At 74.4% G+C, this 22,656-nt stretch carries 18 protein-coding genes; 14 read left to right on the top strand and 4 right to left on the bottom strand.

Features of this window, described 5'->3' with window-relative positions:
- Positions 1–152: 152 nt before the first annotated feature.
- The gene (locus ACF061_RS25730; protein ID WP_392269328.1) at positions 153–899 is read right to left on the bottom strand and encodes an FAD binding domain-containing protein; all 747 of its coding nucleotides are present in this window, start codon (positions 897–899) and stop codon (positions 153–155) included.
- Between the two features lie 242 nt (positions 900–1,141).
- On the opposite strand from ACF061_RS25730, the gene ACF061_RS25725 reads away from it, so the two are divergent.
- From ACF061_RS25725 to ACF061_RS25710, 4 genes are all read left to right on the top strand, one after another.
- Positions 1,142–1,723 carry a sugar O-acetyltransferase gene (locus tag ACF061_RS25725; RefSeq protein WP_392269327.1) on the top strand — a complete coding sequence of 194 codons (582 nt, stop codon included), beginning with the start codon at positions 1,142–1,144 and terminating at the stop codon, positions 1,721–1,723.
- Positions 1,724–1,741: 18 nt separating this feature from the next.
- Complete coding sequence (locus ACF061_RS25720; RefSeq protein ID WP_392269326.1) at positions 1,742–2,347, top strand: TetR/AcrR family transcriptional regulator; 606 nt, start codon at positions 1,742–1,744, stop codon at positions 2,345–2,347.
- 372 nt (positions 2,348–2,719) lie between these two features.
- Entirely contained in the window at positions 2,720–4,297 is a 1,578-nt protein-coding gene (locus ACF061_RS25715; RefSeq protein ID WP_392269325.1) for a carbohydrate-binding protein, read from the top strand.
- Positions 4,298–4,504: 207 nt separating this feature from the next.
- Positions 4,505–5,533 (top strand): cytochrome c oxidase assembly protein, encoded by a 1,029-nt coding sequence (locus ACF061_RS25710; protein ID WP_392269324.1) that lies wholly within the window; start codon positions 4,505–4,507, stop codon positions 5,531–5,533.
- 107 nt (positions 5,534–5,640) lie between these two features.
- On the opposite strand, the gene ACF061_RS25705 is transcribed toward ACF061_RS25710, so the two are convergent.
- Positions 5,641–6,246, bottom strand: coding sequence for a TetR/AcrR family transcriptional regulator (locus ACF061_RS25705; RefSeq protein ID WP_392269323.1), 606 nt, complete (start codon positions 6,244–6,246; stop codon positions 5,641–5,643).
- A 451-nt stretch (positions 6,247–6,697) separates the two neighbouring features.
- Here ACF061_RS25705 and ACF061_RS25700 point away from each other — a divergent pair, with 451 nt between their 5' ends.
- From ACF061_RS25700 to ACF061_RS25670, 7 genes are all read left to right on the top strand, one after another.
- On the top strand, positions 6,698–7,810 hold the full coding sequence (locus ACF061_RS25700) for an ABC transporter permease (protein ID WP_392269322.1): 1,113 nt from the start codon (positions 6,698–6,700) through the stop codon (positions 7,808–7,810).
- Complete coding sequence (locus tag ACF061_RS25695; protein WP_392269321.1) at positions 7,807–8,487, top strand: ABC transporter ATP-binding protein; 681 nt, start codon at positions 7,807–7,809, stop codon at positions 8,485–8,487. Before ACF061_RS25700 ends, ACF061_RS25695 begins: the two co-directional genes overlap by 4 nt.
- Positions 8,488–8,810: 323 nt before the next feature.
- The gene (locus ACF061_RS25690) at positions 8,811–11,888 is read left to right on the top strand and encodes an FAD-binding and (Fe-S)-binding domain-containing protein (protein ID WP_392269320.1); all 3,078 of its coding nucleotides are present in this window, start codon (positions 8,811–8,813) and stop codon (positions 11,886–11,888) included.
- A 39-nt stretch (positions 11,889–11,927) separates the two neighbouring features.
- Positions 11,928–13,751, top strand: coding sequence for a thiamine pyrophosphate-requiring protein (locus ACF061_RS25685; RefSeq protein ID WP_392269319.1), 1,824 nt, complete (start codon positions 11,928–11,930; stop codon positions 13,749–13,751).
- A gap of 88 nt (positions 13,752–13,839) precedes the next feature.
- Positions 13,840–15,609, top strand: a complete 1,770-nt coding sequence (locus tag ACF061_RS25680) for a glycoside hydrolase family 15 protein (protein WP_392269318.1) — start codon at positions 13,840–13,842, stop codon at positions 15,607–15,609.
- A 10-nt stretch (positions 15,610–15,619) separates the two neighbouring features.
- The gene (locus tag ACF061_RS25675; protein ID WP_392269317.1) at positions 15,620–16,642 is read left to right on the top strand and encodes an SDR family oxidoreductase; all 1,023 of its coding nucleotides are present in this window, start codon (positions 15,620–15,622) and stop codon (positions 16,640–16,642) included.
- 171 nt (positions 16,643–16,813) lie between these two features.
- On the top strand, positions 16,814–17,392 hold the full coding sequence (locus ACF061_RS25670) for a MarR family winged helix-turn-helix transcriptional regulator (RefSeq protein ID WP_392269316.1): 579 nt from the start codon (positions 16,814–16,816) through the stop codon (positions 17,390–17,392).
- A 145-nt stretch (positions 17,393–17,537) separates the two neighbouring features.
- Here the strand turns inward: ACF061_RS25670 and ACF061_RS25665 are convergent, their stop codons facing one another.
- Positions 17,538–18,908 (bottom strand): VWA domain-containing protein, encoded by a 1,371-nt coding sequence (locus tag ACF061_RS25665; RefSeq protein WP_392269315.1) that lies wholly within the window; start codon positions 18,906–18,908, stop codon positions 17,538–17,540.
- The gene (locus ACF061_RS25660) at positions 18,905–19,762 is read right to left on the bottom strand and encodes an AAA family ATPase (protein ID WP_392269314.1); all 858 of its coding nucleotides are present in this window, start codon (positions 19,760–19,762) and stop codon (positions 18,905–18,907) included. Before ACF061_RS25660 ends, ACF061_RS25665 begins: the two co-directional genes overlap by 4 nt.
- Positions 19,763–20,056: 294 nt before the next feature.
- Between ACF061_RS25660 and ACF061_RS25655 the strand changes: the two genes are divergently transcribed.
- The 3 genes from ACF061_RS25655 to ACF061_RS25645 all read left to right on the top strand — a co-directional run bounded on the left by ACF061_RS25655 (position 20,057) and on the right by ACF061_RS25645 (position 22,641).
- Positions 20,057–20,737: an ABC transporter permease gene (locus ACF061_RS25655; protein ID WP_392269313.1), complete on the top strand. Its 681-nt coding sequence runs from the start codon at positions 20,057–20,059 to the stop codon at positions 20,735–20,737.
- 271 nt (positions 20,738–21,008) lie between these two features.
- Positions 21,009–21,686, top strand: coding sequence for an ABC transporter permease (locus tag ACF061_RS25650; protein ID WP_392269312.1), 678 nt, complete (start codon positions 21,009–21,011; stop codon positions 21,684–21,686).
- 22 nt (positions 21,687–21,708) lie between these two features.
- On the top strand, positions 21,709–22,641 hold the full coding sequence (locus ACF061_RS25645; protein WP_392269311.1) for an ABC transporter substrate-binding protein: 933 nt from the start codon (positions 21,709–21,711) through the stop codon (positions 22,639–22,641).
- The last annotated feature ends 15 nt before the right edge of the window (positions 22,642–22,656 follow it).

Raw genomic sequence — 22,656 nt, 5'->3', positions numbered from 1 at the left:
CGCTCCCACTCCGTGTCGGCGGCGACCGCGGCGTCCGCGCCGGCCGTCGGTGTCCCCGGCGCTCTCGCCCGTCGCCCCGGCCTTCCCGGCGTCCTCACCCGGCGTCGGTGTCCCCGGCGCTCTCGCCCGTCGCCCCGGCCTTCCCGGCGTCCTCACCCGGCGTCGGCGCCCCCGGTGATCCGGTCCAGCAGGCCGGCGACATGGCGGTGGACCTCCTCCCAGGCCGTGGGGCGCAGTGTGCCGAAAGCCGAGTGGCGCAGGGCGCGGAGGACGCCTTCGGCGTCGGCGTCGCAGGGGGCGCTGCCGCCCAGGACCTCGTACCCGTCGCGCACGGCGACCCGGAGGCGGTGCGTCGTACCGGCCGGCGTCCCGTCCTCGCGGTGCACGGCGGCGGCGACGACCAGCGGCGGAGGGCCGCCCGCCGCACCGGCCCGCTTGCGGTACGCGCTGGCGACCGGTGCGCGCCAGCGCAGATCCAGCAGGACGGGACGCTTGGCCAGCACCTCGGTCAGGTCGGCCTCGTGGACGCCGTCCGGTCCCAGCACCGTGGCCCGGGCGTCCAGTACCAGCGCGGCGGGCAGCAGACAGCGCAGGGCGCTGCCGACGAGGTTGCCGCCGACCGTCGCCGTGCGGCGCACCGCGCCCGTCCCCACCCCGGCCGCCGCCTCGCGCAACACCTGGGGCACCCGGTCGTCGATCCGGTGCAGGACGACCGCCGCGCCCAGCTCCTCGGGACCGAGCACGTTGGCCTCCGGCAGATCACGCAGCGACACGGCCTGCTCGGGAAAGCCGTCCCGCTGCCAGCCGGCCCACACCAGCGTGGCCCCGCCTATCGGCACCGCCCCCGCGGCGACGCACTCCTGTGCTTCGGACACGGTCGTGGGCAGACGCAGCAGCACGGTGACCGACCTGCCTTCCTGGAGCCCCGGCGACGGACAGCGCGGCGCACCGGCCGAGCGGCCGATGACCGTGGCGCATTGTTCCGCCGGACGCGGCGGCGCGTACAGGGCTCACCGCCGCTCCCCGTGCGCCCCTCGCGGGAGCCGGGCCGGGCTCCGGGGCGCGCCGGGCGGCCGGGTCCGCCGGCCCCGGCGAGTCGAGAGCGTACGATCGTACACTCAGCGAGTGTACGATCGTACGCATGTCTGTCGACCACTTCGCGAACGATCCCCGGACCAACCTGGAACGCATGCTGGCCGGTGACCCCTACATCGCCGACGACCCCGAGATCGCCCGCCGGCAGCAGCGGGCGGTGCGGCTGGCCGCCAGGTACCAGGCCGCCTACCTGGAGGACGCCGACGCCGCCGGGTCCGTCCTGGCGGAGCTCCTCGGCTCCCTGGGCGAGGAAGCGCACGTACGGCCGCCGCTCCACGTCGACTACGGCAGCAACATCACGATCGGGGCGCGCACCTTCGTCAACTACAACCTGACCGCCCTCGACGTCGCCGCGATCGTGATCGGCGACGACTGCCAGATCGGCCCGAACGTCCAACTGCTCACCCCCACCCACCCCCTGGAGCCCCAGGCCCGGCGGGACAAGCTCGAAGCCGCCCGTCCCATCACCATCGGGAACAACGTGTGGCTGGGCGGCGGCGCCATCGTGCTGCCCGGCGTGACCATCGGGGACAACTCGGTCATCGGCGCCGGCGCGGTGGTCACCAAGGACGTCCCCGCCGACGTCGTCGCCGTGGGCAACCCCGCCCGGCCGGTACGTGCCCTCTGAGTCGCGGAGGTTCCCGCCATGGCGACCGGACACGCCGACCCCCGGCGCCGCGAGCGCATCATCGACGCCACCCTCGACCTCATCGCCGACGAGGGTCTCGCGGCCGTCTCCCACCGCAGGATCGCCGCCCGGGCAGGGGTGCCCCTGGGCTCGATGACCTATCACTTCGACGGCATCGACCAGTTGCTCCGCGAGGCGTTCGGCCGCTTCACCGACCACATCGTCGCGGTCTTCGACGCGCACCTGGCCGGCGCGGCGGACCCCGGCGAGGCGCGAGCGGCGGTGGCCGACCTCGTGCACGGCCTGTCCGAGGGGGCCCAGCGCGACCTGGTCCTCACCCAGGAGCTCTACACCCTCGCCGCTCGTCGCCCCGTCTACCGGGAACTCACCCGGGAATGGATGCGGCGCAGCCGCACGCACCTGGAGAAGCACTTCGACCCGGACACCGCCCGCCAGCTCGACGCCCTGATCGAGGGCCTGACACTGCACCGTGCCCTGACCAGCGAACCCCACGACCGCGCCCTCACCCTCGAAGCCGTCGCCCGCATCACCGCGGGCGGTGACCGGCCCGCCGCGGTGACGCGGACGTTCCGTCAGGACGGTGCGGACGCCCCGCCCGAGTGACGCGGAGGCCCTGTCCGGGTAACCGGGACGTCCCCCGCGGGTGCCGCTTCGAGGTGACGTGGACGCCACCCGGGTGGGTCCGTTCCGCGCGGACCCACCTGCCCCGTCCATCCGCACGCTCCGGCGCCGGGGGAGTGGGGGTGAGACGTGCGGCCCGGCCACGACGCCGGTGCGGGCTCCGGCATGCGATGCGATTCACGTACCTGAATGTGAATCATGTACGCATCCATTGACGCGTTCACGGCAAGCTTCTAGCGTGCCAGAAAGCGCTTTCCCCGTGCGGCCGCACGGTGACCGGTCACCGTCCGTCGTCCGCCTCGCCGAACGTCTCCCGCACCCACCCATCACCCCCGTCGATCCGGAGGGAACACGATGCGATTCAGAGCTGTCGTCGCGTCCACAGGACTGCTGGCCGGTGCGCTCGTCGCGCTGTCCGGCACCACGGCGCAGGCCGCGGCCACCCGCTACGAGGCCGAAAGCTCCCCAGCGGTCTGCACCGGCACCATCGACTCCGACTGGTCCGGCTACTCCGGCAGCGGGTTCTGCAACGGCACGAACGCGGTCGGCGCGTCGGCGCAGTTCACCGTCACCGCGGCCACGGCGGGCACGGCGACGCTGAAGGTCCGGTTCGCCAACGGGACCACCGCGGCACGCCCGGCGGACGTGACGGTGAACGGCTCGGCGGCCGGCTCGGCGTCGTTCGAGGCCACCGGCGCCTGGAACACCTGGGTGACGAAGACCCTCACGGTGCCGGTGAGGGCGGGCGGAAACACCGTCCGCCTCAGCCCCACCACCTCGGCCGGCCTCGCCAACATCGACTACCTCGACGCGGAGGTGGCCGGCGGCACCACCACGCCGCCGTCGGGCTCCGCCCTGTACGTGGCGCCGAACGGCAGCGCCGGCGCCGCCGGAACACAGTCGGACCCCACGACGCTGGCCTCGGCGATCAGCCGCGTCACCTCCGGCGGGACGATCTACCTGCGCGGCGGAACCTACGACTACGCCCAGACGGTGACCGTGCCGCCGGGCGCCAACGGCACCGCCGGCGCCCGTACGACACTGTCCGCCTATCCGGGCGAGACCCCCGTGCTGGACTTCTCGGCCATGACCGAGGACCCCGCCAACCGCGGCCTCGCCCTGAACGGCGACTACTGGCACGTCTACGGCATCGTCGTCCAGCACGCCGGCGACAACGGGATCTTCGTCGGCGGCAGCCACAACGTCGTCGAGCGCACGGTGACCCGCTTCAACCGCGACACCGGCCTGCAGATCTCGCGCATCGCCTCCAGCACGCCCAGGGGCCAGTGGCCGTCCGACAACCTGGTGCTGAGCGCGGAGTCCCACGACAACGCCGACTCCGACGGCGAGGACGCCGACGGATTCGCGGCGAAGCTCACCGTCGGCACCGGGAACGTCTTCCGCTACGACGTCTCCCACAACAACATCGACGACGGCTGGGACCTCTTCACCAAGAGCGACACCGGCGCCATCGGCCCGGTGACCATCGAGGACTCCCTCTCCTACGACAACGGCACCCTCACCGACGGCACCCAGAACAAGAGCGGCGACCGCAACGGCTACAAGCTCGGCGGCTCCGACATCGGCGTCGACCACGTGGTGCGCCGCAGCATCGCCTACCACAACGGCCATCACGGGTTCACCTACAACAGCAACCCGGGCACGATCACGCTGTCGGACGACATCAGCATCGACAACGCCCAGCGCAACTTCTCGTTCGACGAGGGCACCTCGGTGTTCCGCGACGACACCTCCTGCCGCGGCGGCAGCGGCTCCAACGACAAGATCGTGGGCGACGCCGACGGCTCCAACCAGTTCTGGACGGGTTCGAACGGGTCCCGGTGCTCCTCGTACAGCGGCGCCCTGGCGTGGTCGTACGCCGCCGACGGCCGCCTGGTGGTGACCTTCGGCGGCAAGCCCGTGACGCCGTAGCCGGCTCCGCCGCCGGGCAGTGGTCCGCCGCCCACCGCGCTCCGGTCCGCCCCGCTGCCGTTCCGGCCGGAGGCGGACCGCGGCCGGGCCGGGCGGCCGCCCGGCCGTCCGGCGGGCACCCCCCGCCGCCGGGCGAGCGGCCGAGGGGGGCTACCGTCGCGCAGTGGACCTGTGCCGGTTCGTCCCCCGGTGGGCAGAAGGAGAACGATGCGCGTGATCGCCGATGCGGTGACCGATCCGTCGGCCGGGAGCGCCGCGGCGCCGGGAGTGGGCCGGCTGCTGTCCTCCTGGCAGCCGGACGTGCCCGCGCTGGTGCTGGTGGTGGCCCTCGGCACGTTGTACGGCTGGGGTGTGCTGCGGCTGCGCCGCCGGGGCGAATCCTGGCCGCCGGCCCGCACCGCCGCCTTCGCGGTGCTCGGCCTCGGCGCGCTGGTGGTGGCCACGATGTCGGCGCTGGCCGTCTACGACCACGTCCTGTTCTGGCCCGCCGCGGTGCAGAACGTGCTGCTCGATCTGCTCGCCCCGCTCGGCCTGGCCCTCGGCGACCCGTTGCGGCTCGCCGTCGAGGCGCTGCCGGAGCGCGGGGCGGCCCGCGTCCGGCGGGCGGTCTCCGGCCGGGTGGTGAGGGTGCTGACGTTTCCGCTGGTCAGTACGGCTCTGGTGCTGGCCACCGAACTGGTCGTCTACTTCACGCCGTACTTCGCCACCGCGCTGCGCGTCGGCTGGCTGCACGAGCTGATGTATCTGCACCTGCTGACGGCCGGCTGTCTGTTCGTCGTACCGGTGCTCACCCATGAGCAGGCGCTGCCCTCCTGGTGCACGCATCCGGTGCGGGCCGCGCTGGTGTTCCTGGACGGCATCGTCGACGCTGTCCCCGGCGTCGTCGTGATGACGCACGGCACGCTGATCGCGGGCGCCTGGTACCTGCACCACGCCCCGGCCTGGTCCCCGGACGTCCGCCACGACCAGCAGATCGGCGGCGGCGCCATGCTCGGCATCGCCGAACTCGTCGCACTGCCCTTCCTGCTGGCGATCCTGGTGCAGTGGGCCCGTGCCGAGCGGGTGGGCAACGCGGTCCTCGACCGCCGGCTGGACGCCGAACTCGCCCGTGTCGCCCCGCCGGCCGGCGAACCGCTCGCGCCGTCGGCGCCGGCCGCCGAGCGGGTACGCCCGTGGTGGGAGACCGAACGCAACGAGGTGGCCGACCGGATCCGCCGCCGGCGTGGAGACGGCTGACCCCGGCGGCGGCCCGCCGCCCTCGCCCCCGCCCGTGGCCGCACTGGGCCGCGGGCACGTCCATGCCCACCCGGCGTCCGGGTCCGGCCCCGGGGCGCTGCGGCGCCTCAGCGAGGGCCGGGGGCCGGGGCGTCGGCGAGCGAGGCCACGGCCGCCGTGGCCAGGCGGACCGCTCGTTCCGTCACCGCCGCGAAGTCGTCACCGGACTCGACGGCCGTCGTCGCCGCGTTGACGAAGCCCTGGAGCAGCCGTGCGGTGCGGTGCGGGGCGTCGTCGCCTAGCTCGTCCAGCGCGTTGATCAGCGGCCGCAGGATCTCCGCGTGCGCCTCGGCCGCGCCCTCGCGCAGTACCGCCGCGTCCCGGTCCCCGGCCAGGGCCTGCGCGATCCTGTGCTCGCCGTCGCGCACCAGGGTCAGCTGCGCGCGCACATAGGCCGCCACCCGGTCCTGCGGGGTGTGCGCGGCCGCCATCTCGGCCCGGATCCGGGCCGTCCACCGGGGCGTCGCCTCGCGCACCACCTCCGCGAGCAGCTCCCGGCGGTCGGCGAAGTACTTGTAGACGCTGTTGCGGGCCAGACCCGTGCGCGCGGCCACCGCCGCGAAGGTGACGGCCGAGGCGTCGCCCTCCTGAAGCAGCTCGCGCGCCGCGAGGACCAGCGCCGTGCGCTGCTGGGCCCGGTGGTCGGCGACGGAGGCGGCACGGATCTTGGGCACGCACGCCAGTCTAGCCAGTGCCGCGACAGGCGAGGTCCGCCCCGTCGCGACGCCCGGCAGGCCTTCCCCGAGCCGTTCGAGCAGGGAGGCCCCCCGCCCGCCGCACCGGCCGGAAGTTCGAACACATCCGGTACGAGGGCCTCCGGCCGGCACGCCCGAGCATGCGGCCGGGGGGCCACACACCGGACACCGCTCCTCGACGGACGAACCGCCTGCCGCGGCACCGGGAGTACTCCGGACGATCCCCGCCGTGCGCCCTACAGGGCGGGGCCCCGCCCTGTCAGGTGTGTGCTCTCGGCGCGCACGACCGGACGGGGCCCGGCCGCCCGCCCGGGGGCCGTCTTCCCCCGAGTGCACTCGGCACCCCCGCTTGGGGACGCGTTGTCGCCATCTCCTATCGTCTTGGGGACACAGTGTCCCCAAGACCGAAGACCCCCTGGAAGGCAACCCCGTGTACTTGGCCCTGCTCGAACTGAAGGCGGCCCGCGGCCGTTTTCTCCTCATGGGTAGCGTCGTGGTCCTCGTCGCCGCACTCGTCGGCATCGTCAGCGGTTTCACCACCGGACTCGGCGACGACACGATCTCCGCGCTGCGCAGACTCCCCGCCACCCACCTAGCCTTCGCCCGCGGCGCCGACTCCGACCAGTTCGCGCGCAGCCTGGTGGGCGGCGGCGAACTGGACGGCTGGCGCGGCCGCGAGGACGTCGAGGCGACCCCGCTGGGCGTCTCCATCGCCCGCGGCACCACGAACCGCAAGGTGGAGGTGGACTTCGCCGCGTTCGGCATCGAGCCGCGCTCCTTCCTCGACCCCGGCAGTTCCTCGGGCGCCGCCCTGTCCGCCGCCGAACCGGACGGCGTCGTCGTCTCCCGGCAACTGGTCAAGGACGGCGTACGGGTCGGGGACACCCTCACCGTCGACCGGCTGGGCGTCACCCTGAAGGTCAGGGGCACCACCGGCCGCTCCTCCTACGGCCACGTGGCGGTCGCCTACCTGCCCGTGACGACCTGGCAGCGGATCCGCTTCGCCGCACCCGGCGCCGCCGCCGCGAAACCGCCCCGCCAGTACAGCGCCGTTGCCCTGAAGGCCGGGCCGGGAGCGGACCTCGCCGCCGCCGACCGGGCCCTGGGCACCCGCACCCGCACCGTCGAGGACGCCTACGCCGCCGCGCCGGGCTACACCGGCGAGCGCGTGACCATGACCTCCATCCAGGCGTTCCTGTACGCCATCGCCCCGCTCGTCGTCGGCGCCTTCTTCGCGGTGTGGACCGTGCAGCGCCGGCCCGAACTGGCCCTGCTGCGGGCCCTGGGCGCCTCCCGGCTCCGCCTCCTGGGCCACACCCTCGCCCAAGCGGGCATCGTCGTCGCCGCGGGCACGGCGGTCGGCGCCGCCCTCGCCGCCGGGCTCGGAGTGCTGGTGGGCTCCGAGGTCCCGTTCAGCCTGCCCGGCACCGCGCTCGCCACCACCATGGCCTCCGTCGTGCTGGTCGGTCTGGCCGGCGCCGCCGTGACCCTCCGCAAAGTGACCACCGTCGACCCGATGACCATGCTGGGAGCCGGCCGATGAGCCTCGAACTGCGCGACGTCACCGTGACCCTGGGCCGCGGCGAGTCCCGTACCACCGCGCTGCGCGAGGTGAGCGTCCGCTTCGCCCCCTCGGCCCTGACCGCACTGGTCGGCCCCTCCGGGTCGGGCAAGTCCACGCTGCTCGCCGTCGCCGGCGCGCTGCTGCGGCCGGACTCGGGACAGGTGCTGCTCGGCGACCGGGACATCGCCCGGCTGTCCTCCGCCGAGCAGGCCCGGCTGCGCCGCGAGCGCGTCGGCTACGTCTTCCAGAGCGGCAACCTGCTCAGCGGCCTCACCGCCCTCGAACAGCTCCTCGCCGCGGCCTCCATCGCCGGCCGCCCGCCCCGCGGCATGCGCTCCCGCGCCGAGGAACTGCTGACGGAGGTCGGCCTGGCGCACCGGCTGCGGCACCGCGCCGACGAACTGTCCGGCGGCGAGCGGCAGCGCATCGCCATCGCCCGGGCCCTGCTCCTGGAACCGGAACTGCTGCTGGTCGACGAGCCCACGGCCGCCGTGGACCGGGAGCGGGCGGCCGGCCTGGTCGACCTGCTCGCCGGGACGACGCACCGGCACGGCTGCGTCACCGTGGTCGCCACGCACGACCCCGTCGTGGAGGAGGCCGCCGACCGCGTCGTCGACATGTCCCGGCTGCGGGCCGCCGCCGGCCCCCGGGCCTGACCGGCGCCACGACCGGGACGACGACCGGACCGAAGCCGTCACCCGACCGGGCCAACACGGGTCACGAGCGGGTCCGGACCGCCGGGCGGCCCCGGCCGCTTCGGGACGGCCGGGGCCGCCGCGGGCGCGCGCGGTCCGCGCCGCACCGGACGCGATCCGCCCGCCCCCGCACGCCGCGCGCGGCGAAAGGCACCCTTGCACACTGCAAGGGCGGGTACCCGGCCCGGCGACGGCGGTCCGGCCCGCCGCCTCCGTACGCGCCGCGCGGTGCGCGGCGCGTACGGCGCACAGGTCCCATGGATCCCGGAAGGCGGTTGCCCCTGATGAGTCGCACACCCCCCCTCGACAACCCCGCGGTGGACGTGCCGGCCCTGGAGGCGGCGCTGCGCGAGACCGTGGACGCCGAGGTCCGGTTCGACGCCGGGAGCAGAGGTGCGTACGTCACGGACGGCTCCAACTACCGCCAGGTGCCGATCGGCGTGGTGGTCCCACGCAGTGTGGAGGCCGGAGCGCGGGCCGTCGAGGTGTGCGCCCGCTTCGGCGCCCCGGTCCTCTCCCGCGGCGGCGGCACCAGCCTCGCCGGGCAGTCGACCAACACGGCCGTGGTGATCGACTGGACCAAGTACTGCCACGCCCTGGTCTCCGTGGACCCCGACGCCCGCACCTGCGTGGTCGAACCGGGCATCGTCCTGGACGAACTCAACGACCGGCTGTCCGACCACAAACTGCAGTTCGGGCCGAAGCCCTCCACCCACAGCCACTGCGCGCTGGGCGGCATGATCGGCAACAACTCCTGCGGCGCGTCCGCACAGGCGTACGGCAAGACCGTCGACAACGTGCGCCGGCTGGAGATCCTCACCTACGACGGACTGCGGACGTGGGTCGGGCCGACGTCGGAGGCCGAGCGGGCCCGGATCGCCGCCGAGGGCGGCCGCAAGGCGGAGATCTACGCCGGGCTGGACCGCATCGCCGGCGAGTACCTGGCCGACATCCGGCGCGGCTACCCGAAGATCCCGCGCCGGGTCTCCGGCTACAACCTCGACTCGCTGCTCCCCGAGAACGGCTTCGACGTCGCCCGCGCCCTGGTCGGCAGCGAGGGCACCCTGGTGACCGTCCTGCGCGCCGAACTCGAACTGGTGCCGGTGCCCGCCCACCAGTCGATCCTGGTCCTCGGCTACGACGACATCTGCCGGGCCGGCGACGACGTCTCCCGGCTGCTGGAGCACTGCGACCCCAGCCAGCTGGAGGCGCTGGACGGACGGATGGCGCAGCTCATGCGCGAGGAGGGCGCCTACCTCGACTCCCTCGCCGTCCTGCCCGAGGGCGACAGCTGGCTGCTGGTCCAGTTCAGCGGCGACAGCCAGGACGAGGTGGACGAGCAGGCGAACGCCCTGCTGCGCGCGCTGGGCCGCGGCGAGGAGGACCCCGGCGTGGCCTTCTCCGACAACCCCGAACGCGAGCAGAAGATGCTCAGGGCCCGCGAGGCCGGGCTCGGGGTGACCGCGCGCCCGCCGGACGACCGGGAGACCTGGGAGGGCTGGGAGGACTCCGCCGTCCCGCCGGAACGACTCGGCGACTACCTGCGCGACCTGAGGAAGCTGTTCGAGGAGTTCGACTACGACCACCCGTCCCTGTACGGGCACTTCGGGCAGGGCTGCGTGCACACCCGGATCCCCTTCGGCCTGAAGACCGCCGAGGGCGTCGCCGACTTCCGCCGCTTCCTGGAACGCGCCGCGGACCTCGTCGCCTCCTACGGCGGCTCCCTGTCGGGCGAGCACGGCGACGGCCAGTCCCGCGGCGAACTGCTGGTCCGCATGTTCGGGCCGCGGCTCGTCACCGCGTTCGGGGAAATGAAGGCGCTGTTCGACCCGGACAACCGGATGAACCCGGGAAAGGTCGTCGACCCCAACCCGGTCGACGGACAGCTGCGGCTCGGCGCCGACTGGCGCCCGGCCACGCCCGAGACGCACTTCGGCTACCCGGAGGACGATCACTCCTTCACCCGCGCGGTGATGCGCTGCGTCGGCATCGGCAACTGCCGCAGCCACGAAGGCGGCGTGATGTGCCCGTCCTACCGGGCCACCCGGGAGGAGGAGCACTCCACCCGGGGCCGGGCCCGGCTGCTGTTCGAGATGCTCGGCGGCCACCCGGACTCCACGATCACCGACGGCTGGCGCTCCACCGAGGTCAAGGACGCCCTCGACCTGTGCCTGGCCTGCAAGGGCTGCAAGTCGGACTGCCCCGTCAACGTCGACATGGCCACCTACAAGGCCGAGTTCCTCTCCCACCACTACGAGGGACGGCCGCGCCCGCCCGCCCACTACTCCATGGGCTGGCTGCCGCTGTGGGCCCGGCTCTCCCGGATCTCCCCGGCGCTGGTCAACACCCTGCTCCGGGCGCCCGGCCTGGCCCGCGCGGGCAAGGCGCTCGCGGGCGTGGCGGGGGAGCGGCAGGCGCCGGTCTTCGCCGAGCAGTCCTTCGTGCAGTGGTGGCGGGCACGGAACACCGAGGATCCGGACCCGGCCGACCCGCGGACCGTGGTGCTCTGGCCCGACACGTTCAGCACCTACTTCCACCCGTCCATCGCCAAGTCGGCCGTACGGGTCCTGGAGGACGCCGGCTTCCGGGTGGCCGTCCCCACCGAACCCGTGTGCTGCGGCCTGACCTGGATCTCCACCGGGCAGCTCGGCACCGCGCGGAAGGTGCTGCGGCGTACCCTCGACGTACTGCGGCCCTACCTGGACGCGAGCACCCCGATCATCGGTCTGGAACCCTCCTGCACCGCCGTGTTCCGGTCCGACGCGACCGAGCTGATGCCCGCCGACCAGGACGTCAAGCGGCTGGCCGGACAGGTCCGCACCTTCGCCGAGCATCTGGTGCACCACGCGCCCGACGGCTGGCGGCCGCCGCGCCTCGCCCGGCAGGCGACCGTGCAGACCCACTGCCACCAGCACGCCGTCATGAAGTTCGACGCCGACCGGGAACTGATGCGCCGGGCCCATCTCGACGCCGACGTCCTGGACGAGGGCTGCTGCGGCCTGGCCGGCAACTTCGGCTTCGAACGCGGCCACCACGAGGTCTCCATGGCCGTCGCGGAACAGGGCGTCCTGCCCGCCGTCCGCGAGGCGGCCCCCGACGCGCTGGTGCTCGCCGACGGCTTCAGCTGCCGCACCCAGATCGAACAGGGCGACACCGGCCGCCGGGCCCTGCACCTGGCCGAGGTGCTTGCCCTGGGTCTCGACGGGAACCTGCCCAGTCAGCAGCCCGAACGGCTGGCCGAGCGGCCGGCCCATCCCTCCCGCACGGCCCGGTGGGCGGCCACCGCGGGCGCCGCGGGCCTCACGGCGGCGGTCGCGGCCACCGTCGGCCGGGGCGCCCTCGGGCGCCTGCGCCGCCCCTGACCGCGCCTTCGAAAGCAACCACCCGAAAGGTCCTCGAACATGTCGATGAAGGTCTCCGACCACGTCCTCGAGCGTCTGCGCGACTGGGGGGTGGAGCACGTCTTCGCCTACCCCGGCGACGGCATCAACGGGCTGCTCGCCGCCTGGGGCCGGGCCGACGACAACCCGCGGTTCATCCAGGCCCGGCACGAGGAGATGGCCGCCTTCGAGGCCGTCGGCTACGCCAAGTTCTCCGGCAAGGTCGGCGTCTGCGCCGCCACCTCCGGACCGGGCGCCATCCACCTCCTCAACGGCCTGTACGACGCCAAGCTCGACCACGTTCCGGTGGTCGCGATCGTCGGGCAGACCAACCGCAGCGCCATGGGCGGCTCCTACCAGCAGGAGGTGGACCTGCTGAGCCTCTACAAGGACGTCGCCTCCGACTTCTGCGAGATGGTCACCGTCCCCGAACAGCTCCCCAACGTGCTGGACCGGGCGATGCGCACCGCCATGGCCCGCCGCTCGGTGTGCGCCGTCATCATCCCCGCCGACGTGCAGGAACTGGACTACTCGCCGCCCGAGCACGCCTTCAAGATGGTCCCCTCCAGCCTGGGCATGCCGCACTACGCGCCGGTGCCGGGCGACGAGGACCTGACCCGCGCCGCCGAGGTGATCAACGCGGGCGAGAAGGTAGCGATCCTCGTCGGGCAGGGCGCCCGCGGAGCCCGGCAGGAGGTCATGGCGGTCGCCGACCGGCTGAACGCCGGCGTCGCCAAGGCGCTGCTCGGCAAGGACGCCCTCGACGACGACCTGCCGTACGTCACCGGCTCCATCGGCCTGCTCGGCACCCGGCCCTCGTACGAGCTGATGGAGGAGTGCGACACCCTCCTGGTCATCGGGTCGTCCTTCCCCTACACCCAGTTCATGCCCGAGTTCGGGCAGGCCCGGGCCGTGCAGATCGACATCGACCCGCACATGGTCGGCATGCGCTACCCGTTCGAGGTGAACCTCGTCGGCGACGCCCGCGAGACCCTGACCCGGCTGCTGCCGCTGCTCAAGGCGAACAAGAACAAGAGCTGGCGCAAGAAGATCGAGAAGGACGTCTCCCGCTGGTGGGAGGTCATGCAGCGGCGCGCCGCCGTCGACGCGGAGCCGATCAACCCCGAGTACGTCGCGCACGCCCTGAACGACCTGCTGCCCGACGACGTCATCCTCGCCTCCGACTCGGGCTCCGCCGCCAACTGGTACGCCCGCCACCTCAAGCTGCGCGGCGCGATGCGCGGCTCGCTCTCGGGCACCCTCGCCACCATGGGCCCCGGCGTCCCGTACGTCATCGGCGCCAAGTTCGCGCACGGCGACCGGCCCGCCATCGCGCTGGTCGGCGACGGGGCCATGCAGATGAACGGTCTGGCCGAGCTGATCACCATCCACAAGTACTGGCAGGAGTGGGAGGACCCGCGGCTGATCGTGGCCGTCCTCAACAACCAGGACCTCAACCAGGTCACCTGGGAGATGCGCGCCATGGCCGGCGCCCCGCAGTTCCTGCCCTCCCAGTCGATCCCCGACGTCGCCTACGCCGACTTCGCCCGCTCCCTCGGCCTGAACGGCATGCGGATCGAGAAGCCGGGCGACGTGCGGGGCGCCTGGGAGGCCGCGCTGGCCGCCGACCGGCCCTGTGTGCTCGACTTCGTCACCGACCCCGCCGTGCCGCCGATCCCGCCGCACGCCACCCTCGACCAGATCGAGGCCGCCGCGACCTCGATCCTCAAGGGCGACAGCGACCGCGCCGGCATGGTCCGGCAGGGCTTCAAGGCCAAGGTCCAGGAGTTCCTGCCCGGCGGCCGGCACCGCGAGGACCGGCCGGGCGCGGAGGAGCGCAAGTGAACCACGGCCCGATCCGGCGGCGGGCGGACACCGACGTGCCCGCCCCCGCCGCGGACCGCCCCGGGACGGACGGCGGGGCGGTACGGACATGAGCGGCAGCACGTCCTTCCCGCCGCACGCGCTGCACGACTACGCGCTGCTGGCCGACGGGGAACGCGGCGCGCTGATCGGGCCGGACGGCGCCATCAACTGGCTGTGCGCGCCCACCTGGCACGACGACGCCGTCCTCGCCTCCCTCATCGGCGGCCGGGGCGTCTACGCCGTGACCCCGCGCGGCCGCTACGTACCCGGCGGCTACTACGAGGAGGGCACCCTGATCTGGCGCAGCCGCTGGATCACCACCGACGGGGTCGTCGAGTGCCGCGAGACGCTCGCCTTCCCCGGCCGGGCGGACCGCCTGGTCCTGCTGCGGCGGCTGAAGGCCGTCGACGGCACCGCCCACGTGCGGGTCGTACTCGACCCGCACGCCGACTACGGCCGCACCCCGCCGGGCTCCCCGCACCGCGACGACGAGGGCGTCTGGCACATCAACACCGGCCACCACCGCCTGCGCTGGCAGGGTGCGCCGTCGGCGACCGCCCGCGCGGAGGGCCTGACCGCCGACCTGGTGCTGAGTCCCGGAGAGTGCCACGACCTGGTCCTGGAGTGCTCCGACGCGCCGCTGCCGCACACCCTGCCCCGGGCCGGACAGCTCTGGGCCGCCACCGAGCGGGCCTGGCGGCAGGGCGTGCCCTCGATGGAGCGCACCATCGCCCCGGGCGACGCCCGGCGCGCCTACGTCCTGCTGCGCGGCCTGACCACCCACGGCGGCGGCATGGTGGCCGCCGCCACCACCAGCCTGCCCGAACGGGCCGAGGCCGGCCGCAACTACGACTACCGGTACGTGTGGATCCGGGACCAGAGCTACGCGGGGCAGGCCGCGGCCGCCGTGGACGCCCCCGAGCTCCTCGACGCCGCCGTCCGCTTCGTCGGCGAGCGGCTGCTGTCCGACGGCCCGCACCTCGCCCCCGCCTACACCGTGCACGGCAAGCCCGTGCCCGAGCAGCGGGAGCTCGACCTGCCCGGCTACCCGGGCGGGTCCAGCCGGATCGGCAACCACGTGGAGAAGCAGTTCCAGCTCGACTGCTTCGGCGAGGCGCTGCTGCTGTTCGCCGCGGCCGAGCGCCAGGGCCGGCTGGACGCCGAGGGCCAGAAGGCCGCCGACCTCGCCGTGCGGGCCGTCGCCGAGCGATGGCGGGAACCGGACGCCGGCATCTGGGAACTGGAACCCAGGCAGTGGACGCACAGCCGGCTCACCTGCGCCGCCGGACTGCGCGCCCTGGCCGGCGCGGCGCCGCGCCGGCCGCTCGCCGACACCTGCGTCCGCCTCGCCGACACACTGCTCGCCGACACCTCCGCCGCCGCCGTGCACGCGGACGGCCACTGGCAGCGCGCCCCCGACGACCCCAAGGTCGACGCCGCGCTGCTGCTGCCGTCCCTGCGCGGCGCGCTGCCCGCCGGCGACCCGCGCACCCGGGCCACCCTCGCCGCCTGCCGCGAGCAGCTGACCGAGGACCACTTCATCTACCGGTTCCGCCACGACGACCGTCCCCTGGAAGAGGCCGAGGGCGCCTTCCTGCTGTGCGGGTTCGTCATGGCGCTGGCCGAGCACCAGCAGGGCAACGAGGCCGAGGCGCTCCGCTGGTTCGAACGCAACCGCGGGGCCTGCGGGGCTTCGGGACTGTACGCGGAGGAGTTCGACATCGCCCAGCGCCAGCTGCGCGGCAACCTCCCGCAGGCCTTCGTCCACGCCCTGCTGCTGGAGACCGCGGCCCGCCTCGCCCAGGGCCCGCGGCCGCCGGCGGCCACCGCCGAGTGAGGAGTCACCCATGCCCCAGACCGTCGTCATCACCGGCGCCAGCGCCGGCATCGGCCGCGCCACCGCACGCCTGTACGGCAGGCGCGGCGCCAACGTCGTCCTGGTCGCCCGCGGCCGGACCGGCCTGGACGAGGCCGCCAAGGAGGTCGAGTCGCTCGGCGGCCGGCCCCTCGTGCACATGGCCGACGTCGCCGACCCGGACCAGGTGGAGGCCGCCGCCTCGGCCGCCGAGCGGGAGTTCGGGCCCGTGGACGTATGGATCAACTGCGCGTTCAGCACCGTGTTCGCACCGTTCGACGAGATCACCCCCGAGGAGTACCGGCGGGCGACCGAGGTGACGTACCTCGGCTTCGTCAACGGCACCAGGGCCGCGCTGAAACGGATGCTGCCGCGCGACCGCGGCACGATCGTGCAGGTGGGCTCGGCGCTGGGGGAGCGGTCGGTGCCCCTGCAGTCCGTCTACTGCGGTGCCAAGCACGCCATCAACGGCTTCACCTCGTCCCTGCGCACCGAACTGCTGCACCGCGGCAGCGGCGTACGGGTGACCGTCGCCCAGATGCCCGCCGTCAACACCCCGCAGTTCTCCTGGGTGACCAGCCGGCTGGACAGGCACCCGCAGCCCGTCCCGCCGATCTACCAGCCGGAGGTCGCGGCGCGCGGCGTCGTGCACGCCGCCGACCACCCGGGCCGCAAGCAGTACTACATCGGCGCCACCACCGTGGCGACGCTCTGGGCCAACCGGCTGTTCCCGGCACTGCTCGACCGCTACCTGGCCCGCACCGGCTTCGGCTCCCAGCAGACCGACCTGCGGCCGCCCACCGGCGAGAGCAACCTCTTCGAGCCCGTGGACGGGCCGGGCGGCGCCGACCACGGCGCCCACGGCATCTTCGACGGCTCGGCGCACGGCCGCTCCTTCGAGGCGGCCCTCGCCCGCCACCCCGCCGCCGTCGCCTCCGCGCTCGCCCTCGGCGCCGGCGCGGCCGTCACGGCCAGGACCGTGCTCGGCCGGCGCGCCCGCGCGAACGCCGGGTGAGGAGCCCCGGACGACCGCGGCCGGCGACCGGGGGCGTCGCGGAGGCCGGAGCGCGCGACCGGCCGGACGGCGGCCCCCGCCCACGCCCTGCCGGGCGCCGTCGTCCTCTGCGATGATGCTCCGCGCGTGATCGCCTCCGCCCGTCCGGCGGAGTCGCGGAAGGGGGACACCATGGCACGCCGCCACACCGATCGAGGCCGCGCCCCTTCCGGCGCCCGGTCCGCGCAGCGGGCGCTCGACCGAGAGGCCGAGGAGCTCAGCATCGCCGTGATGACCGCCTCCCGGCTGTTCGTGGCGATCTCCGCCCGAGCCCTCGCCGACACCGACGACTCGCTGACCCTGCCCCAGCTACGGGCGCTGGTCGTCCTGGACACCTGCGGACCGGTCAAGCTCGTCGCCCTGGCCGCCACCCTCGGCGTCAACCCGTCCACCGCGCTGCGCATGGTGGGCCGGCTCGAGGCGCTGGACCTGGTCGACCGCAGGACCAATCCCGCCAACCGGCGCGAGGTCGTGCTCAGTCTGACCGCGGCCGGCCACGAGCTGGTCAGCCGCGTGCTGAAGCACCGCCGGTCGGAGATCCGCACACTGGTGCAGCGGCTGCCCGCGGAGGAACGGGAGGCGCTCGTCCCCGCCCTGCGCGCCCTGACGGAGGCGGCGGGCGAGATGGCGGTGGGCGCCTACGACGACGTCCGGGCGGACCGGGGCATCGTCGACGACCCCCTCGACCCGGCCGCGCCGCCCGACGCGTAGCACGGGCCCGGGCCGAGCCGGCCGCCGCGCGCCCCCCGTCCGAGGTCCGTGCGCCAGGCCCGTGCGCCCGCGGCCGGTCACCGCGGCCGGGGGCCGCCCGGCGCCCCTCACGCCCGGCCGGGCCGCCCCGGCCCGGGGCCGGGCCTCACACCGGCAGCAGCCGGGAGACGATCTCCCCGAGCTGACGGGCGTTGCGGCACTCGTGCATCTCCACCAGGGCGGCGTAGTCGGGGGCGGCCGAGTCGCCCGTGCCCCACTGGGCGCGGGGCTCGGGGTTCAGCCAGTACAGGCGGCGCGCCCGCCCGGCGATCTCCCGCAGGGCCGGCAGGTTCGGGTCGCTCATGTTGGTGCGCGCGTCACCGAGGACGAACACGGTCGCGCGCGGGCCGGCCGCGTCGCCGTACCGCTGGGCGAACTCGCCCAGCGCGACGCCGTAGTCACTGCTGCCGTGCCAGCCGGTCAGCCGCGCCTCGGCCCGGATCCGCGCGCCCAGGCCCTCCGGGTCCGCCGTGCCGTGCCGCAGCAGCCCGGTCACCTCGTCGATCCGGTTGACGAAGGCGAACACCCGCACCTTGCTGAACTGGTCGTGCAGCGCCTGCACCAGCAGCATGGTGAAGTCGGAGAAGCCCGAGACCGAGCCCGACACGTCGCACAGCAGCACGATCTCGGGACGGACCGGGCGGCGCCGGCGCAGCACCGGCTCGACCGGCACGCCGCCGGTCGACAGCGAGCCGCGCAGCGTGCGGCGCAGATCGATCGTGCCCCGGGCGGCCCGGCGGCGGCGCGCGGCCAGCCGGGTCGCCAGCTTCCGGGCCAGCGGCCCCACGGTCCGGCGCAGCTCGGCGAGCCGGTCCCGCCCCGCGTACAGGAAGTCGACCCGGTCCGCGCTCGGCCGCACCGCCCGGCGCGCGATCTCCTCCCGCCCGCGCCGCTCGGCGACCCTGCGCCGTGCCTCGGCGCCGACCTGCCGGCGGAACGCCTCGATACGGCGCCGGATCTCCTCGTCCAGCAGACGATCGGCGAAGGAGTCCGTCCCGCCGCGCGCCCGGACGCTCGCCCGCACCGGGGCGAGCAGCGTCTGCGGCCGCAGCCGGTCCAGTGTCTGGTGCGCCGACCAGCCGCCCGACCCCGGCGAACTCCCGTACCCGCCGAGACTGTCGACCGCCTCGGCCGCCAACCGCCCGAGCAGCGCGGTGTCGTCCGTGGCGAGCGCCTGGGCGAGCCGGTCGCGCAGCTCCTCCCGCCCGGCCGCCTCCCCCTCGGGGCCGCCGACGCCGCGCGGGAAGTACAGGTCGAAGACCGGGTCGAACACCGGACGTTGCGCGCTGCCGTGCAGCAGCGTGGCGGCCAGCCCCTCGCGCAGCAGCTCCCGGTCGGCCAGCCCGAGCGCCTCGACGGCCCGGGCGGCGTCCACGGTCTCGCCGGTGCCGATCCGGACGCCGTGCGCGCGCAGGGCGCCGACGAGTCCCGTCAGCCGCTCCGGCACCCCGGCGCCGGTCGGCGCGGGGGCGCTCACCCGGCGTCCAGTTCGAGTTTGGCGGCCGCCTTGAGCACGTCCTCCTGGTGCTTGAGCAGGACGCCCAGGGTGTCGTGGACGAGCCCCTCGTCGAGGGTGTCGGCGCCCAGCGCGAGCAGCGTGCGCGCCCAGTCGACGGTCTCGGCGACCGAGGGCGCCTTGCGCAGGTCCATGGCGCGCAGCGCGCCGACGACCCGCACCACGGAGGCGGCCAGCGCCTCGTCCAGCCCCGGCACCTTCAGGCGCACGATGCGGCGCTCCAGCTCCTCCTCGGGGAAGCCGATGTGCAGGAAGAGGCACCGTCGGCGCAGGGCCTCCGACAGCTCGCGGGTGGCGTTGGAGGTGAGCACGACGAACGGGCGGCGGGTCGCGGTGATCGTGCCCAGCTCGGGGACCGTCACCTGGAAGTCGCCGAGCACTTCCAGGAGCAGCCCCTCCACCTCGACGTCGGCCTTGTCGGTCTCGTCGATCAGCAGCACCTTCGGCTCGTCGCCGCGGATCGCGGTCAGCAGCGGGCGGGCCAGCAGGAACTCCTCGCCGAAGATGTCGGTGCGGGTCTCGTCCCATGTCTCGCCGCGGCCGGCGCTGATGCGCAGCAACTGCTTGGCGTGGTTCCACTCGTACAGTGCCCGGGCCTCGTCCACTCCCTCGTAGCACTGCAACCGCACCAGCCGGGCCCCACAGACCTCGGCCACCGCCTTGGCCAGTTCCGTCTTGCCGACCCCGGCCGGTCCCTCGACCAGCAGCGGCTTGCCGAGCCGCGCGGCGAGGAAGACGGTCGTGGCGATCGCGGGCGAGGCGAGGTATCCGGCCTCGGCGAGGCGGGCGGAGACATCGTCGACGGACGTGAACAACAGGGCCTCCAGCGCGGGTCGGGCTGATCCGTATCCGGTTCTCTGCGTCCGGTCCGGTTCTCCGTATCTGTCCGATGACCTATCTAAGCGCTTGTTCAGCACTCTGTCACGGGGGAGGGCCGGCGCACGCGGACGCCGAGGAGGGCCGGCCGGCGGCGGGCTCGCCCACGACGCTCCCGACTCCGTCCTCGGCGGCGCCACACCGCCCACACGGCCGGCCGGACGGCCGCGCACACCGCCCGGACGGGTCACCACAACGCGCCGGCCCGGCGACCCGCCGGTGGAATGGAGGGCGTGACGGCGCCCCCCGACGACTGCCTCGCCCGCAACGAGTGGATCTGCGGGGCCTATCTGAGCACCCGCCGCCACATCCTGCTGGACGCGGTGCTCCAGCACCTACGGCTGTCCGGCCTGTCCGTGCTGATCGGTCTCCTGCTCGCCGTCCCGCTGGCCCTGCTCGCCCGCCGCCTGCGCTGGACGGCCGGCCCCGTGCTGGCCCTCACGACCGTGCTCTACACGATCCCGTCCCTGGCGATGTTCTCCCTGCTCCTTCCCCTGTACGGGCTCTCGGCGACCCTCGTGGTGGCCGGACTCGCGCTGTACTCGCTGACCCTGCTGGTCCGCAACATCCTCGCCGGGCTGCGCGCCGTCCCCGAGGAGACCCGCCAGGCGGCTCGCGGCCTGGGCTACGGCCCGGTCCGCACGCTGCTCACCGTCGAACTGCCGCTCGCGGTGCCCGCCGCGATGGCCGGGCTGCGCATCGCCGCCGTCTCCGCGATCTCCCTGGTGACGGTCGGCGCGATCGTCGGCTACGGCGGCCTCGGCAACCTCATCTACGCCGGTATGAACACCTACTTCAAGGCCCAGGTGCTCACCGCGTCCGTGCTGTGCGTGGTGATCGCCGTCGCCGCCGACCTGCTCCTGCTGGGCGTGCAGCGCCTGCTCACGCCCTGGACCCGAGAGGGCCGCACATGACCGCCGGGGCGAGACCGTATCCCGCCGCCGGGGCGAGACCGTACCCCGCCGCCCGGGCGAGGCCCTGCCCGGCCTTCCTGAGGATCCAGCACCCGGCTGCTCGGACCAGGCAGCGCCCGATCGCCCGGAGGAGGTCGTGCCCGGCCGTCCCGACCAGGCAGCGCCCGATCGGCCGGTGGAGGTCGTGCCCGGCCGTCCCGACCAGGCAGCGCCCGATCTCCCGGACCGGGCCGTGTCCCGCCACCCGGACGACCGGCCAGGGCGGCCGCGCATGACGACGCCGGCCGGCGCCTGGGCCTGGCTCACCGACCCCTCCCACTGGGCGGGCGACGACGGCATCGCACACCGGCTGCTGGAGCACCTCGTCCTCACCGTCGTCTGCCTCGCCGTCAGCTGTCTGATCGCCCTGCCGGTCGCGCTCGCGCTCGGCCACCTCGGCAGGGGCGGGGCCCTCGCCGTCAACCTCTCCAACGCCGGCCGGGCCGTCCCCACCTTCGCCGTCCTGGTGCTGCTGCTCCTCACCCCGGTAGGCCGGTGGGGCGAGGGACCCACGGTCGTGGCCCTGGTGCTGTTCGCCGTGCCGCCCCTGCTCGCCAACGCCTACGTCGGCATGCGGGAAGTCGACCGGGACGTCGTCCGGGCGGCGCGCGGGATGGGCATGACCGGGCGGCAGCTGCTGTGCCGGGTGGAACTGCCCCTCGCGCTTCCGATGGTGCTGAACGGGGTGCGGACCGCCGCCGTCCAGCTCGTCGCCACCGCCACCATCGCGGCGCTGGCCGGCGGGGGAGGGCTGGGGCGGATCATCACGGCCGGCTTCAACCTGGCGAGCACACCGCAGGTGGTGGCCGGCGCCGTCCTCGTCGCCGCGTTCGCCCTGCTGGTCGAGGCCGCCTTCGAGGCCGTCGAACGACTGGCGCCGGCGCGGGGGACGAGAGGCGGCACACGGTGAGGCGGACGAGAGGAGGCACCCGGTGAGAGCGCTCCTCGTCGTCCCGCTGCTCGCCCTCACCGCCTGTGTCACCGGCCCGTCCCTGGAGCACCGGGGCCAGGTCACCGCCCCGCCCGGCGACAGCCGGCGCCTGACCGTGGGATCGGCCGGCTTCACCGAGAGCGACCTGCTCGCCCAGATGTACGCGCTCCTGCTGAACCGGGCCGGACACAGGACGTCCGTCATCACCGTCGCCAACCGCGAACTGTACGAACCCGCCCTGGAGTCCGGCCGGATCGACGTCGTCGCCGAGTACGCCGCCACCTTCGCCGACTGGCTGAACGCCAAGGCACACGGCGCGGGCGCGCCCCCGGTGGGCTCGCCCGACCTCGCCGCCACCATGACCGCCCTGCGCCGCCTCGCCGAGCCCCGCGGCCTGGCCGTCCTGGCCCCCGGCCGGGCCGTCGACCAGAACGCCTTCGCGGTCAGCGGGGCCTACGCACGCCGGCACCGCCTGAAGACCCTCGGCGACCTCGGCGCCTCCGGGCTGAAGGTGCGTCTCGCCGCCGGCGACGAGTGCGTACGACGGCCGTACTGCGGACCGGGGCTGCGGAAGACCTACGGCATCGACATCACCGGGATCGACCCCAAGGGCGTCGGCACCACCCAGGCGAAACAGGCCGTGCGCAGCGGCCGGGACCAGATGGTGCTGACCACCACCACGGACGCCACCCTCGACGCCTTCGGCCTCGTCCTCCTCGCCGACGACAAGCACCTGCAGAACGCCGACCACGTCGTCCCCGTCGTCAACCGCGCCCGCGCGGGCGGCCCCGGGGTCACCCGGGCGCTGGACCGGCTCAACGGCGTCCTGACGACGGCGGACCTGATGTCGATGAACCGACAGGTCGACAGCTGGCGCAGGCTGCCGTCCGACGTGGCGCGACGCTACCTGGAGGAGAAGGGGCTGCTGCCGTGAGAGCCGCCGCGCCCG

Origin of the sequence: Streptomyces sp. NPDC015220 (assembly GCF_043079345.1) — a bacterium.
Lineage (GTDB): Bacteria > Actinomycetota > Actinomycetes > Streptomycetales > Streptomycetaceae > Streptomyces.
This window is presented reverse-complemented; position numbering and strand designations above follow the sequence as displayed.